The organism is Kitasatospora sp. NPDC001664 (assembly GCF_053596675.1).
On the sequence record NZ_JBSFGS010000027.1, the window covers coordinates 1 to 13,883 of the forward strand.

The window sequence follows — 13,883 nt, forward strand, 5'->3', positions numbered from 1 at the left end:
TTCGCGGCTGCTCCGGGGTTCCAGCAGCCGGGTGGTGGTGGGCAGTCGGGGACGTTGAACGCGGGGACGAACTACGTGTACTGCCGGGTGTGGGGTCCGGAGGCGCGCAACGGCTCGGACTACAACCACTGGTGGCTGCGCACCGACCTGGACACCGGCAGCCCGTGGCAGAACCAGTACGTCTCGGCCCTCTACCTGAGCCGCTGGGGCAACGACGTCGCCAAGGACAACAACGGCACCGACATCCCCAACTGCTGAACCCCGGATCCCGTCGTTGCCCGCCCGTTCCCGGAGAGCACCCGCTCTCCGGGAACGGGCCTTTCGCGCCCCGCCCGACCCCCGCCGGACTACGGGGTTCCCACCCCGCCGATCGACGGCACCTCACGGGTGTGGCGGGGGACACGCCAAGAGCCGCACCAATCGGCCGAGCCCGAACCATTCGCCGCACCGGATTGACCTTCCTGACCGCGGACCACCGGTGGTACCGTCGCGCCTCCCGAGCAGGGATCAGCCGGCACCTATGCCCTGACCTGGCATTTCGGGTTCATCCGGCGGAAATTTGGAGGGGCTGTGGCCAGCGTGCTCGTACACGTGCCAGGGCAGTACGGGCGCACGCCCGTGACGGTGGAGGTGGCTCCGGGACGGACGGTCCGGTTCGGCCGGGGCGCCCCGGGCTGTCCGGTCGACATCGAGCTGGCCGACCCGGCCGTGCCCCGGCTCGCCGGAGAACTCCGCGCCACCGAGGACTACTGGCAGTTGAGCAATCTGACGAGCGGTCAGAGCTACCTGGTGGAGAACCCCGAGGGAGCCGGCGAGTACTTCCGGGTGGCGCCCCGACGGTTGCGGGCCCCGGTGCCGTTCGAGTTCGCCCGGGTCGTGCTGCCCACCCGGACCGAGCCAGTGGCGTTCCAGGTGTTCGCGCCCGCCCACGCCTACCTCGAAGGCGGTGCCGACGCGGGGCTCGACGGGGCCGCGACACTGACACCGTTCTCGCTGGACGAGTCGGCGGTGTACTTCCTGGTGCTGACCGCTCTCTGCGAGGCCCGGTTGCGGGACGAGTCCACGGCCGCGATCCCGACCGCGCGGCAGGTCGCGGAGCGGCTGCAGCGCCACCCGGCCGCGGGCCGGCTCACCGAGCAGGCCGTCAGCTTCCACCTGGACTACCTCGCACGTCACAAACTGCGGATCAAGCGGCCGGGCGACGCCGGACAACGGCTGGACTGGCGCAGGGAGGGCCTGGTGAACGCGGCACTGCGGTTCGGCCTGGTCCACGAGGCGCACCTCGGGCTGCTGGCCGGCCCGTGCCCGACCGTTCCGGCGGACTTCGCCGGTGGACCGGAGTCGATCGCCCCGCAGGGGAGAGCGGCATGATCACGGAGAGGAAGTGCACCGAGGAGGCCGTGCCGGCCAGCTACCGGATCGGGGACTGGGAGGTCACCGAGCGGATCGGGGCCGGGAGTTGGGCCACCGTGCACGCCGCGCGCTGGCGCGGCGCGGAGGGGACCGGCATGCCGGCCGAGGCCGCTCTGAAGGTCTTCTCGACGCAGGGCATGGCTCCCCGGCAGGCCCGACAGCTGTCGGAGACCGCGGCCCGCGAGGTGGAGTTCGGCCGGGAGGCGGCCCACCCGGGGCTGATCCGGCTGCTCGACACCGTCGTCGTCTCCGATCCCGACCACCCGGTGCTGGACGGCGCCGTGGTGCTGGTGATGGAGCGTGCCGCGACCAGCCTGTCGGAGGCGCTGGCCGCTCGTACCGCGCGGACCGAGGAGGGCGGGGACCCGGGGCTGCCCGAGGCCGGACGGATCCTCGTGGAGGTCTGCGAGGCACTGGCGCACCTGCACCGGTCGGGCTGGGTGCACGGCGACCTCAAACCCGCCAACATCCTGCTCGCGCGGGACGGTTCGGTCCGCCTCGCGGACTTCGGCCTGGCCGCCCGGATCGAGGGCACCCACGGCTACGCCCCGCCGGTCGGCTCGCCGGACTACCTGCCGCCGGAGCGGTGGACGGAACCGCTCGGCGAGCGCGGGGTCACCGTCCGGACAGGTCTGGACGTCTGGGCGTTCGGGGTGACGGCCCATCAGCTGCTCACCGGCGGCTCGCTGCCCTTCCCGGGCGCGACCCCGGCCGCCCGGCAGACCGCTCTGCACGAGTACGCGGCCGGGCAGGCTCCGCTCAGGCTCGACCGACAGGTCCCGGAGCGGTGGCTCGGAGTGCTCGCGGACTGTCTGGTCGCGGATCCGGCCCAACGCAGCTGGCACAGTGCCGAAGCACTGCTCCCCCGGGTCCGGGCCGCCGCCCGGACCGGCCGTGGCGGTGCCCGCCGGTGGCGTCGGCGGCTGCCGCTGATCGGCCTCGCCGCCGCGGTGGCAGCCGGTCTGGCAGTGGCTCTGCTGGCACCGTGGGAGCGGGCGGACGGGCCCACCACCGTCGCCAGTGCTCCCGTGACCGTCTTCAACATCGAGACGGCCTGCCAGGAGCAGAGCGAGCGGCTCCGGTCCTGCAGTCTGGGTCTGGCGCGCGACCCGCTCCGGAAGTACGACGCCTCCAACGTGGTGACGGAGCACCGGGTCTGGCACCGGGACGTCCTGACCGCCGACTGCGTCGTCTACCACGGCGACCGCGTCGCGGACGAGACCGGCGTCGGGAACGACCGCTGGTTCCGGGTCCTCCTCCCGGAGATCCCCAGCGGCCACGGCTGGCTGCCCGCCGTCCGGACCCACGACGACCCCGCCCTCGCCGAATGCGCGTCCCACCTGCTGCCCTGACGACGGGTCAGGACGGTGACGGTCCACAGCGGGGTGGTCGCCGCCGCGAGCCACCGTACGGCGGAAGGAGCGTGACGGTGGTCGCCGGCGCCACGGGCCTGCGGGGCCGCTTCCGTCCTCGCGGCCCGGCCGGGCCACCCGCTCGGCGCACCAGCACACAACCCGCCACCGGCACCAGCTGACCCCGCACCCCACACACCCGGCAACGGGACCCACCAGCACCTCGTCACCGGAATCGCCGACTGGTACCTCCACGCCCCCCGCTACGGCACCCTCCTGCGCTCCCGCGCCCGCCTCGAACCCGAGCCGGCGTAGCCAGGTCGACCACCCGCGCCGTCCGGGCCGGTTGCCATGCGCTGGCACCAGCCCGGACGGCGCGCAGACGGCGCCGCGCCCCTCTGCCGAGGGCTACGCGCCGTGGTCGTTCGTCTCGTTCCTCCGCCGGGAACGCCGGACCAGAACAGCACCCAGAGCGATCAGGGAACCGCTGACTCCGGCCGCGAGCCCGGCGGACGTGCCGGTGACCGCCAGTGCACCACCGGCGGACTGCGCCTTGTACTTGTCCCTGGCCGCCGGGGTGTGCGCGTCAGTGTGCCGGGAGCCGCCGTCCGGGGCTGCGGTGGGGGCGACGACAGGCTTCACGGGCTGGGGCGACGTGGGCGAAGGGGTCGGCTTCGGAGTTGGGGACGGCGTGGGAGTCGGCGTAGGCGACGGCGTGGGAGTCGGCGTAGGCGACGGCGTAGGAGTGGGCGACGGCGTGGTGTCCTGACGGACGATCACGCTGGTGACGAGGGGACCGCAGGCTCCGCTCGCGCCGCCCAGGGCGGTGATGTTCAGACTTCCCTGGGTGGAGGTCGGGGTGAAGGTGAACGAGTGGTCGGTCCAGTCGCTGGTCGCCGTGACGTCCTGCGCGGGGCCGGCGGAAGGCTGGAGGCGGAGCTGGTCGACCGAGCTGGTGCAGCCCGGTGCCTGGCCGGCGCTCATCTTGACCCGGTAGGTCACGGTCACCGGGGCGTCGGGCTTGGTGGTGAAGGTCGTGCTGATGCCCTTGCCGACCGTCGGCGCCACCGCGTTGAGGTCGGAACCGGGCTCGGCCCGGGTGATGGCCGAGCCCTGGTTGGACCAGAGGTTGACGCCGAGCGCGCTCGGCGCGGCGGGGACCGCGCGGACGGTCTGGAAGTGCGGATTGTCCTGGAGGATGGGGCCGCCGGAGGGTGCGGGCAGCACCGGTGCGAGTGCGTCGGCCCAGACCTTCGCCATCTTCGCGTAGCCGTTCGCGTTCGGGTGCAGCGCGTCGGGAAGGTCCGTGGCGGGGTCGACGGCATTGGACATGTCGACGTAGATGATGGATTTGTCGGTCTGCGCCAGTGCCTCGACGGTCGTCTTCAGCTCGGCGTTGTACTTCGGTCTCTCCGTCGGCCGCCAGCCGAGGTGCGTGTACGGAATGATGGACGCCACCAGGATCTTGGCATTCGGCGCCTGCTTCCGAACGTCCCCGATCAGGGTCTTCAGCAGCCCCGCGACTCCGTCGGACCCCGTCGTCATGTTGTTGGTGCCGATGTGCAGGAGCACGTAGTCGGGTGCGGCTCTGCCGACCAGATTGTCCCTGTTCACATTGGCGTCCAGGGCCTCGATCCGAATGCTGGAAGTCCCCTCGTGGTCGGGGTCTCCGCTGTCGGTGTTCTCGGCCCTGCGCCGCGATCCCACGAAGTCGACGTCGTACCCCGCGCGGTGCAGCAACGGCAGCAGGGGCTTGCGGTAGCCGCCCCAGTCCGTGGTGCCCCAGCCCTCCGTGATGGAGTCCCCCATCGGCATGATCTTGATCGGCGGCGGCACGGCCGCCCGGTGACCACCCTGCCCCGGAACGCCGGCCGGGGGCCCGGACCACCAGAAGCCGTAGGCGGTCCCGCCGGTGCCCGCGAGGGTGAGCGACGCGACGGCGCAGACGAGCGCGGCCCGTCGGCTCCGGGACGCGCGGGCGACGGACGTACGCGATTTCGTCATTCTTTTCCTTCTCCAGGAATTGGACGGAAACGGAACCTCGGCCGCCCTTTCTCGGGCACAAAGAGGCGTCGAGCCACCAGCCGCGCGGCACAGAGCCGTGTCAGAATCCGACTTTCTCCACCCATGGGCGTCCACGGAAAATGACACCAGGAATCGCCATCCGACCCTGGCACCCAGTACGCAGGCACGAAATCTTCCCCTCGCACGGACCAGCACGCATATATCCCTATCAGCCCGGAGGACAAGGCACGCGAAGGGCCGTTCCGGGCAGGGGCGAACCCGACCCCCGTCAACACGGCGCTCCTGTCGACGGTGCCCCTGCCCCGCCGGCCGCCGCCCCGGACCGGCACCTTCTGTTACATTCCGCTTGCTCGACGTGGCCAGGCGCAACGAAGGAGCGACCCGAGGAAGCACGAGCTCGTTGGCGGTTGATGATGGTGGGTCAGTCCCTGCGCTTCGACAGCGTGGATCCGGAGGAGACCGAGGCGTTCCTGTCGCTGGCCTACACCCCGATGCGGATCGGTGGGCCGGTCGAGAACGGCAGGGTGCGGATCGACCGGCGAGCGGTCGGCCCGATGACGGTGGACCGGCTCGCCATCGGGTACCCGATGGCTTACGACGCACGGGAGTTGGGCCGGATCTGCCTCGCCGGCATGGACAGCGGGACGCTGGAGGTCCGGTCCGGCGGGCGCCAGGAGGTGTACGGCCCCGGGGACGCCTTCCTGGTCGCCCCACCCGACCAGCCGTACCGCGGCGAGGTCAGGGCCGCCCAGTACACGCTCGTGCTCTTCGACACCACGCTGCTGGACGACGTCGCACCGACCGCCCCGGGCGACGGCCCGGTCCGGCTGACCGGCGACCGGCCGGTCGACGCGGCCGCCGGGCGGCGGCTGGCCGGTGCCATCGCGTACGTGCGCGACCACGTGCTCGACGCACCTGGCGCCGACGCGCACGAGCTCCTGGTGGGCACGGCCGCCCGCCATCTGGCCGCGGTCGCCCTGTCCGCCCTGCCGCACGCGGCCCGCGACGCCCGCCGCCCGGCCGACAGCATCGACGCCACTCCGGCCACCGTCCGCCGGGCCATCGCGTTCATGGAGTCCCACGCGGACCAGGACCTGTCACTCGCCCAGCTCGCTGCCGCGGCCCACGTCACCCCCAGGGCACTGCAGTACGCCTTCCGCAGACACCTGGACACCACGCCACTGGCGCACCTGCGCCGCATCAGGTTGGCCGCCGCCCATCGCCAACTGCTCGCGGCCGACCCCCGCCGCACCACCGTCACCGAGATCGCCATGCGCTGGGGCTTCGCCCACTCCAGTCACTTCGCGAGCGCCTACCGTGCCGCCTACCGCACCACCCCGGGCGCCACTCTGCGCTTGGCCCACTGACCACCGCGGGCCGGCAGGGGCGAGGAGTGTAGAGGTGGTCCCCGGCCCACAACGCCGACCTCGGCCGGGCGGGGCACCGGCCCGCCGCCGCGGACCGATCAGGTCCGACCTCCCCTCACAACTGGCGGATGAAGCGGGCCCGTTCGGCCTCCAGCAGCCCCCGGTGGCGCGACGGTGACCACACCACCAGACCGAGCCCCACGGCGGACACCGCCCTCGCGAGCAGCCCGCAGGTACCCCGCAGCTGCCGCAGCGGATCGAGGTCACCGGAGACCAGGCCCGTCACGGCCCGGTCGGTCTCCGGAGGGTAGGCCAGGACGGTGAGGTACTGCTCGATGCGCTCGGTCAGGAGGGCCGCCGGCATCGTGCCGGCCATGTCCTTCGCCTGGACACCGGCCTGGGTGAGCGCGTCGGTGAGCAGGATGTTCAGTTGCTGTTCGCAGCAGCCGGCCGCATGGCCGGCATGGGCCGAGGCCCGGAGCCGCCGAATGACGTCCGCGACGTTCTCGGCGTCCTGGTCGTGGACGGCGATGGCGAGGTCGAAGGCGGCGGCAGGACCGCTCACGGAGCCGGGAGCGAGGCCGTCGTACGGCGATGGGGCCGTCGTACCGGTGCCGCGACTGCGTGGCCTCGAGGGAGGAAACCCGGCAACTCCGGAGCGGGTGTTCCGGTTCAGCATTCTTGTCCCATTCGTTCTGCATATGCCAGATTTGGTGATCATTGGCGCATATGGCACCGCCGAAATCATGGGACAGCCGAGTCGGCATCGGCAGTCGCCCAGGCGAATCCGGCGGAGCGCGAAAACGAAATCCGAATGATCATCACACCGAGCCGGATTCGCGCACGCCACACCACCCGGGAATACCGGCGGCATTTCCTCCGGCGGGCGGAGGCCTCGCGGACCGCGTTCAACACCGGAACGGGTTCAACAAGCGCGGCCCCGTCCGTCCGTACCCGGCGGGCGGAGGCGGTGGGTTACTGGATCCACTGCGGCCCGCAGTCCCCGGGCGAGCAGCACGGAACTCCTGCGCTCGACCCGGGTGGGGCGCACGTGGAACCGGCCCGATGAGCCGAGGTGGAACCACCGCCGCGGGGATGCCGCCCCGGCGGGGTTCGGTCGGAAGACCGACGGGCGGGTCCCGTCCCCCTGGGAGTACCTGACCGCGCGTCGGCCGACTCCTGCCAAACGTCCGACGATCACCGACGCCGTCGCCGGCTCGGCCACCACCTCTGCCACCTCCCCGGACCGACCGCAGCCCCCCTCGTCCCACCCACGGCACCGAAGGGAACACCACCTCATGACCACCGTCACCCCGCACAGCCGCTACCAGCAGGACATCGCCGCCTACTGGAACGCCGAGGAGCGCCCCGTCAACCTGCGCCTGGGCGACGTCGACGGCCTCTACCACCACCACTACGGCGTCGGGGACGTCGACTGGTCGGTCCTGGAGACCCCGGAGACCGACCGGGACCAGGCGATCATCAACGAGATGCACCGCCTGGAGACCGCCCAGGCCCACCTGCTGATCCGGCACCTCGGCGAGGTCAAGCCGGAACAGCGGATCCTGGACGCCGGCTGCGGGCGCGGCGGCACCTCCGTCCTCGCCCACCAGGCCTTCGGCTGCCACGCCGACGGCATCTCCCTCTCCTCCAAGCAGGTCGACTTCGCCAACCGCCGCGCCCGCGAGCTCGGCATCGACGACAAGGTCCGCTACCACGTCGGCAACATGCTCGACACCGGCTTCACCCCCGGGGCCTACCAGGCCATCTGGAACAACGAGTCCACCATGTACGTGGACCTCAAGGACCTGTTCGCCGCACACTCGGCGCTGCTCGCCCGCGGCGGCCGCTACGTGACCATCACCGGCTGCTACAACGACGTCTACGGACAGCCCTCCAAGGCGGTCTCCACCATCAACGCGCACTACGAGTGCAACATCCACGCCCGCTCCGAGTACTTCGCCGCGATGGCCGCCAACCGTCTCGTCCCGGTGCACGTGGAGAACCTCACCCCCGCCACCATCCCCTACTGGGAGCTGCGCACCCACTCCTCGGTCACCACCGGCATCGAGGACGCCTTCCTCAGCTCCTACAAGGACGGCAGCTTCCAGTACCTGCTGATCGCCGCCGACCGGATCTGACCGGCCGCCGGCGTCGACCGGCGAGCACGGCAGGGGCCGACGGCACCCTCGGGTCCGCCGTCGGCCCCTCGCCTCCCTGCCGTCGCCGACCGGCGGCGCGGCGGGCGACGGGCTCGCACCGGTGGGAGCACACCTGCCACCAGGGCACCGACAACGACGGGAAGGGAACTGTGATGGCCACGACTTGGACCGACCAGCACGAGAATCGGACCGGCTTCCTCCTGGACCGGGCCCGTGATCTCGCCGACAACCTCCTGCGCTCCTCGCTCGGCGAGCTGCCCCCGAGGATGCTCCTGGTCTCCGGATACCAGTTGGGGTGGTGGGACGCGGAGGGCGTGGAACGGGCGACCGGTTCCGGAAAGGCCCTCCGTCCCGCCCTGGCCCTGGCGGCCGCGAAGGCCGTGGGGGGAAGGCTGGAGGACGCGGTCCCCGCAGCCGCGGCCGTGGAACTGGCGCACAACTTCTCCCTGGTCCACGACGACGTGGTGGACCGGGACGAGACGAGGCGTCACCGGCCCACCGCCTGGAAGGCGTTCGGGACGGCCGACGCCATCATGGCCGGTGACGCCATGCTGGCGATGACGCCCCGGGTGCTCGCCCGGCACGAGCATCCGCAACTGGCCGAGTCGTTGCGCCGACTGGGCGTCGCGGTGGCCCAGCTCTGCGAGGGGCAGCATCTGGACTGCTCCTTCGAACGGCGCGCGACGGTCTCCGTGGACGACTGCCTGACGATGGCCGAGGCCAAGACCGGCGCGTTGCTCGGGGCGTCCTGCGCGCTGGGTGCCCTCAGTGGCGGCGCGCCTCCCGGAGTCGTCGCGGCCTTCGACTCGTTCGGCCGTCAACTCGGCCTGGCCTTCCAGCTGGTGGACGACCTGCTGGGCATCTGGGGCGACCCGGCGGTCACCGGAAAGCCCGTCGGTGCCGACCTGCGGGTGCGCAAGAAGTCCCTGCCGGTGGTCGCCACGCTGGCGATGACGACCGAGCCCGCGCGCCGGCTGCGCGCGCTCTACTCGGTCGACCGTCCGCTCAGCGCGGCCGAGGTGGAGCGGGCGACCCAGGTACTCGAGGAGGCCGGCGGCCGGATGTGGGCCCAGGACCGGGCCCGACGGCACCTGCTGAGCGCCCTCGACACGCTCGACTCCGTACTGCCCTCGGACGAGGACTCGGCGGAGCTCCGCGCCCTGTCCGCCCTGATCACCCGACGGAGGCTGTGAGCACCGCCGGGGAAGGCCTCGCCCTCCGGCCGCCGCACCAGGAAGGGACCCGCAGCCGTGACCGCGCCCACCACCCTCACCAGGCTGCCGGACCGTCGGTTGCCGGACCCGCTCGCCGGGCTGAACGGCCCCGACGACCTCAAGGACCTCGCCCCCGGTGTCCTCCCGCTGCTGGCCGAGCAGATCCGCACCCTGCTGATCGACCGGGTCACCGCCGTCGGAGGACACCTGGGTTCCAACCTCGGCGCGGTGGAACTGACCATCGCCCTGCACCGGGTCTTCAGCTCCCCGTACGACACCCTGCTGTTCGACACCGGCCATCAGGCCTACGTCCACAAGATGCTGACGGGCCGTCAGCACGAGTTCGGCACCCTGCGCCGGGCAGGTGGGCTCTCCGGCTACCCCAGCCGTGCCGAGTCGGTACACGACGTGATCGAGGGCGGCCACGCCTCGACCGCCCTCTCGTACGCCGTGGGCATCGCCGGGGCCCGCGCGCTGAGCGGCGAACCGGGGCGGGCGGTGGTCGCCGTCGTCGGCGACGGCGCCCTCACCGGCGGTCCGGCCCTGGAAGCGCTCGACGACCTCGGTGCCGCCCCGCAGCGACGGGTCGTCGTCGTGCTCAACGACAACGCCCGCTCCCACGCAACGACCGCCGGGGCCTTCGCCGCCCACCTGGCGGCCCTGCGCGCGGGAACGGCCGACGGCAACCTCTTCGAGCAGCTCGGCCTCGGCTACCTGGGCCCCGTGAACGGCCACGACCTCCCAGCCCTGGAGTCCGCGCTCCACGGAGCCCGCGCGCGGACCGGGCCCGTCGTCGTCCACGTCGTCACCCAGAAGGGCCGGGGCTACCCGCCGGCGCTGGCCGACCGGGACGGGCGGATGCACGCCGTCGGCGTGCTGGACTCCCTCACCGGCCGTCCAGAGTCCGGCCCGGCCCCGGAGACCTGGACCGACGTCTTCGGCGAGCACCTCGTCCGGCTCGGCTCCCAGTACACCGACCTGGTCGCGGTGACGGCGGCCGCGCCCGGCCCTGCGGGCCTCGCCCGCTTCGCCGCCCGCTTCCCGGAGCGCTTCCACGACGCAGGACTCGCCGAGCAGCACGCGGTGGCCAGCGCGGCCGGCCTGGCCACCGCCGGTGCCCGCGCCCTGGTCGCCCTCCGCGCCGCCTTCCTCGGCCGGGCCTACGACCAGGTCCTGACGGACGTCGCGCTGCACCGCCTCCCGGTCACCCTGGTCCTCGACCACGCCGGGGTCACCGGCCCCGACGGAGCCGGCCACCACGGCATGTGGGACGTCCCGCTGCTCGCCTCCGTCCCCGGCCTCCGCCTCGCCGTCCCGCGCGACCCCTCCAGCCTGCGGACGCTGCTCGCCGAGGCCGTGGACGACCAGGAGCACCCCACCGCCCTGCGCTTCCCCGGGTCCACCGCCGGCCCGGACCTTCCGGCCCTCGAACAGCGCGGCCCCGTGGACGTCCTCTTCCGCTCGGCCCCCGGCGGCGAGGTCCTGGTCGTCGCGGTCGGACCGCTCACCGCCGAGTGCCTCGAAGCGGCTCGGCAGCTGGCCGGGACCGGTGTCGGCGTCACCGTGGCGGACCCGCGCTGGGTGCTGCCCGTCGCGTCCGAGCTGCTCGAACTCGCCCACGGGCACCGACTGGTGGTCACCGTCGAGGAGAACGTCCGCAGCGGCGGAGTGGGCGACGCGGTGGCCCGCGCGCTCGCCGACCGCGGCGCCCGGGTACCCGTCACCTCGCTCGGCCTGCCCGGACGCTTCCTGCCGCACGGTGCCCGGCCGGAGCTGCTGGCCGCCGCCGGGCTGAGCGCTGGACCGATCGTCCGGGCGGTGCTCCGCGCCCGGGCGGGCCTCGCCCACCCGTTCCCCAGCTGACGCTCCTTCACCCCCTCCCGGAGGGACGATGCCCAGACCCCAGGCCCCGCCGGGGCGCCACGCCTCCCGACAGGTCCCCGCCCGAATCGGAGCCCCGCGCCCGGCCCCGCCCGGCCCGCGCGAGGACCGCAACCCTCCCGCCAGCGGCACCTGCGGACCGACCACCGCAGACGACCAACAGGCCCTGTGGGCCGGGAGGTTCGGTGCGGCCGTCCCGGCGGACCCGGGCCCGCGGCGCTCGGTGACGGTGCACTGCCCGGCGCGGATCAGCCTTCAGGTCTCGGTCGCGGCCCCCGGCCCGAACGGCCACCACCCCGTCACCAGCGTCCTCCTGGCGGTCGGACTGTACGACCAGGTCACCGCCGAGCACGCCGCCGCGCTCGACGTCACCGTCCGCGGCGAATGGGCCGCCGAGGTGCCGACCGGCCGCGAGAGCCTGGCCCACCGGGCGGCGACCCTCCTGGCCGAACACCTCGGGCGACCGCCCCGGGTGTCACTGTCCATCGTCAGGAACATCCCGGCCGCCGCCGGACTGGCCGGCGGCAGCAGCGACGCGGCCGGGGCGCTGGTGGCCTGCGCCAGGCTCTGGCGGGTGCACCTCCCGCCGTCGGTGCTGCTCCGACTCGCCTCGCGGCTGGGCGGGGACGCCGCGTTCTGCCTCCGGGGCGTCGCGGCGGTGGGCGCCAGCAGCGGGCCCCGGCTCCAGCCGGTACCGGTCGGGAACGCCTTCCACTGGGTGCTGGTCCCGTCGGCGATCCCTCTGCGCGCACCGGACGTGTACCGCGCCTGGGACGAGTTGCACCCGCATCCGCCCGTCTCGCCGGCCGCGCCGCGCCGGGGCGTCCTGAACGCGCTGGGCGGCGGCTCGGCGGAACTCCTGGCCCACCACCTGTCCAACGACCTCCAGGCCGCCGCGATCAGCCTCCGCCCCGAGCTCCAGGAGGTCCTGCTGGCCGGCACTGCGGCCGGCGGGCTCGGCGCCACGGTCTGCGGCGCGGGCCCGACCTGCGCGTTCCTGGCCTCCGACACCGGCCACGCCGTGACCATCGCCCGGCGGCTGCGTGCCCTGGGGTACCGCGCCCTCGTCGTGGCCGGGCCCGCTCCGGGGCCGGCCGCCCCCAGGCCGTCGCGCCGCTGAATGCACCGACCGGGTGATTGGCCCTCCGCACGCCGTTTCCGGTCGAAGCTTCACTTTCACATGATCGTTGTCAGTCCGGACATTTTCCCGTACTGCTCCATGTGGAGGAACGTTGAAGCGGACGAAGCGGTTTTCTTCGTGGTGGGGCCCGGCCACGACGGGGGGCGGAGTGCTGGTGGCGAGGACCTTCGACCACCCCCTCTACGGCAGGACGGTCTCGCCGGCCGCGGAACTGGTGGTGGGCTGGCTCCTCCGGGCCGGCTTCGCCGCAGCCGTGTCGGAGCCCGGACAGCTGGGGGAGACCGAGCAGTCACGGTGGCTGGGGGTGGCCTACATCGACCCCCGTCTCGGGCCGGTCGGCCTGGCCGTGACCACCTCCGCCGGGGCACCGGAGTGGCAACGGGCGGCCCGCGCCGCACTGGTGGCCTGGCAGCGGACGCTCGGCACCCGCCGGGTCCTACTGCCCGACCTTCCGTGCGCCAACGTCCCCGGTCAGCGCGGTGCGTCCGACGCGGCTCCCGACCCGGCCGTGGCGGCCCAGCGATATCTGGACGAGGGCGACTCGGTGCTGGTCCTGGGCGAGCCGACGGCAGCCCTCCGAGGACTGCACCCGGCGGCCCACCAGCGCGTCGTGTACGCCGGGCGACAATGCACCTTCGCAGAATCGGTCCTGCACGAAGTAAACGGAGACCGCCTGTCCTTCGTGATGTCACCCGACGTGGTGGCGGAGGACGCCTCCGTACTCCTGCACGCGGCCCGGAGGCGATTCCCCCATCTGCGGGGACAGCACCCCGACCACTGGCCGTACCGGAGCTCCGACCGGTTCCAGGCGCTACGCCTGGCCGTCGACGGTGCGGACGAGGTCTGGGTACTGACCTCCCCGGGCCCACGCCACCCGCTGCTCGACGCGGCCCTGAGCCACAGTCCGGTCACCTGCCGGGAGTTCGGGGACCCGACCGACATCGAGGAGCACTGGCTGACCCCACGCCTCAGGAGCCTCGCCCTGGTCACCAGCAGTCTCTCCGATCCGGAGGACGGGCGGCGGCGCGAGGTGCTGCGCCTGCTCTCCGGCACCGGACCGATCGGCGTGGTCACCCGCGACGTCTCGACCCGGATCGCGACCGAAGCACATCTCCCCGTGCTGAACTGACGCAACGGCACGGCACGGGCCGGCCGGCCCGTGCCGTGCCGTGCCCGCGGACGACCCGCGCACCTCGTTCAACCGGACGGGCGATTCAACAAGGCGTCCCGGCCCGCGACTTCCCCCCGCCGACCGGTGATTCCAGACTTTCAGCAGACCCGGTCACCGCCGTCGTCGCACGGCCCGCCGAGGCGCTCCGCGAGAGGCC

The 13,883-nt window shown here is 73.1% G+C and carries 10 protein-coding genes and 1 pseudogene; 9 read left to right on the forward strand and 2 right to left on the reverse strand.

Annotation, left to right across the window (positions count from 1 at the left end; translation table 11 throughout):
- From ACWCYY_RS31050 to ACWCYY_RS31060, 3 genes and pseudogenes are all read left to right on the forward strand, one after another.
- Positions 1-258 (forward strand): annotated as a pseudogene (locus ACWCYY_RS31050) (M23 family peptidase); the annotation flags it as partial.
- Between the two features lie 312 nt (positions 259-570).
- Positions 571-1,371 (forward strand): serine/threonine protein kinase, encoded by an 801-nt coding sequence (locus ACWCYY_RS31055; RefSeq protein ID WP_380149538.1) that lies wholly within the window; start codon positions 571-573, stop codon positions 1,369-1,371.
- Positions 1,368-2,765, forward strand: coding sequence for a serine/threonine-protein kinase (locus ACWCYY_RS31060; protein ID WP_449797913.1), 1,398 nt, complete (start codon positions 1,368-1,370; stop codon positions 2,763-2,765). The genes ACWCYY_RS31055 and ACWCYY_RS31060 overlap by 4 nt, the downstream gene beginning before the upstream one ends.
- Positions 2,766-3,173: 408 nt before the next feature.
- Here the strand turns inward: ACWCYY_RS31060 and ACWCYY_RS31065 are convergent, their stop codons facing one another.
- Positions 3,174-4,769, reverse strand: coding sequence for an SGNH/GDSL hydrolase family protein (locus ACWCYY_RS31065; RefSeq protein ID WP_449797914.1), 1,596 nt, complete (start codon positions 4,767-4,769; stop codon positions 3,174-3,176).
- Positions 4,770-5,200: 431 nt separating this feature from the next.
- Here ACWCYY_RS31065 and ACWCYY_RS31070 point away from each other — a divergent pair, with 431 nt between their 5' ends.
- Positions 5,201-6,157 (forward strand): AraC family transcriptional regulator, encoded by a 957-nt coding sequence (locus ACWCYY_RS31070; RefSeq protein ID WP_345290680.1) that lies wholly within the window; start codon positions 5,201-5,203, stop codon positions 6,155-6,157.
- Positions 6,158-6,272: 115 nt separating this feature from the next.
- Here ACWCYY_RS31070 and ACWCYY_RS31075 read toward each other — a convergent pair whose 3' ends face one another.
- Entirely contained in the window at positions 6,273-6,722 is a 450-nt protein-coding gene (locus ACWCYY_RS31075) for a hypothetical protein (protein WP_449797915.1), read from the reverse strand.
- Positions 6,723-7,455: 733 nt separating this feature from the next.
- Here ACWCYY_RS31075 and ACWCYY_RS31080 point away from each other — a divergent pair.
- From ACWCYY_RS31080 to ACWCYY_RS31100, 5 genes are all read left to right on the forward strand, one after another.
- Positions 7,456-8,298 carry a geranyl diphosphate 2-C-methyltransferase gene (locus tag ACWCYY_RS31080; protein ID WP_449797916.1) on the forward strand — a complete coding sequence of 281 codons (843 nt, stop codon included), beginning with the start codon at positions 7,456-7,458 and terminating at the stop codon, positions 8,296-8,298.
- A 173-nt stretch (positions 8,299-8,471) separates the two neighbouring features.
- Positions 8,472-9,512 carry a polyprenyl synthetase family protein gene (locus tag ACWCYY_RS31085; protein WP_345290677.1) on the forward strand — a complete coding sequence of 347 codons (1,041 nt, stop codon included), beginning with the start codon at positions 8,472-8,474 and terminating at the stop codon, positions 9,510-9,512.
- Positions 9,513-9,569: 57 nt separating this feature from the next.
- Positions 9,570-11,396, forward strand: a complete 1,827-nt coding sequence (locus ACWCYY_RS31090) for a 1-deoxy-D-xylulose-5-phosphate synthase (RefSeq protein ID WP_449797917.1) — start codon at positions 9,570-9,572, stop codon at positions 11,394-11,396.
- Positions 11,397-11,424: 28 nt separating this feature from the next.
- Positions 11,425-12,534: a 4-(cytidine 5'-diphospho)-2-C-methyl-D-erythritol kinase gene (locus ACWCYY_RS31095; protein ID WP_380149540.1), complete on the forward strand. Its 1,110-nt coding sequence runs from the start codon at positions 11,425-11,427 to the stop codon at positions 12,532-12,534.
- Positions 12,535-12,709: 175 nt separating this feature from the next.
- Complete coding sequence (locus tag ACWCYY_RS31100; protein ID WP_449797918.1) at positions 12,710-13,684, forward strand: hypothetical protein; 975 nt, start codon at positions 12,710-12,712, stop codon at positions 13,682-13,684.
- Positions 13,685-13,883 lie beyond the last annotated feature (199 nt).

Bases quoted from the DNA above. Each gene is read 5' to 3' on its own strand.
- ACWCYY_RS31085 (WP_345290677.1), top strand. From the start codon at position 8,472: ATGGCCACGACTTGGACCGACCAGCACGAGAATCGGACCGGCTTCCTC.
- ACWCYY_RS31080 (WP_449797916.1), top strand. From the start codon at position 7,456: ATGACCACCGTCACCCCGCACAGCCGCTACCAGCAGGACATCGCCGCC.
- ACWCYY_RS31070 (WP_345290680.1), top strand. From the start codon at position 5,201: ATGATGGTGGGTCAGTCCCTGCGCTTCGACAGCGTGGATCCGGAGGAG.
- ACWCYY_RS31095 (WP_380149540.1), top strand. From the start codon at position 11,425: ATGCCCAGACCCCAGGCCCCGCCGGGGCGCCACGCCTCCCGACAGGTC.
- ACWCYY_RS31060 (WP_449797913.1), top strand. From the start codon at position 1,368: ATGATCACGGAGAGGAAGTGCACCGAGGAGGCCGTGCCGGCCAGCTAC.
- ACWCYY_RS31065 (WP_449797914.1), bottom strand. From the start codon at position 4,769: ATGACGAAATCGCGTACGTCCGTCGCCCGCGCGTCCCGGAGCCGACGG.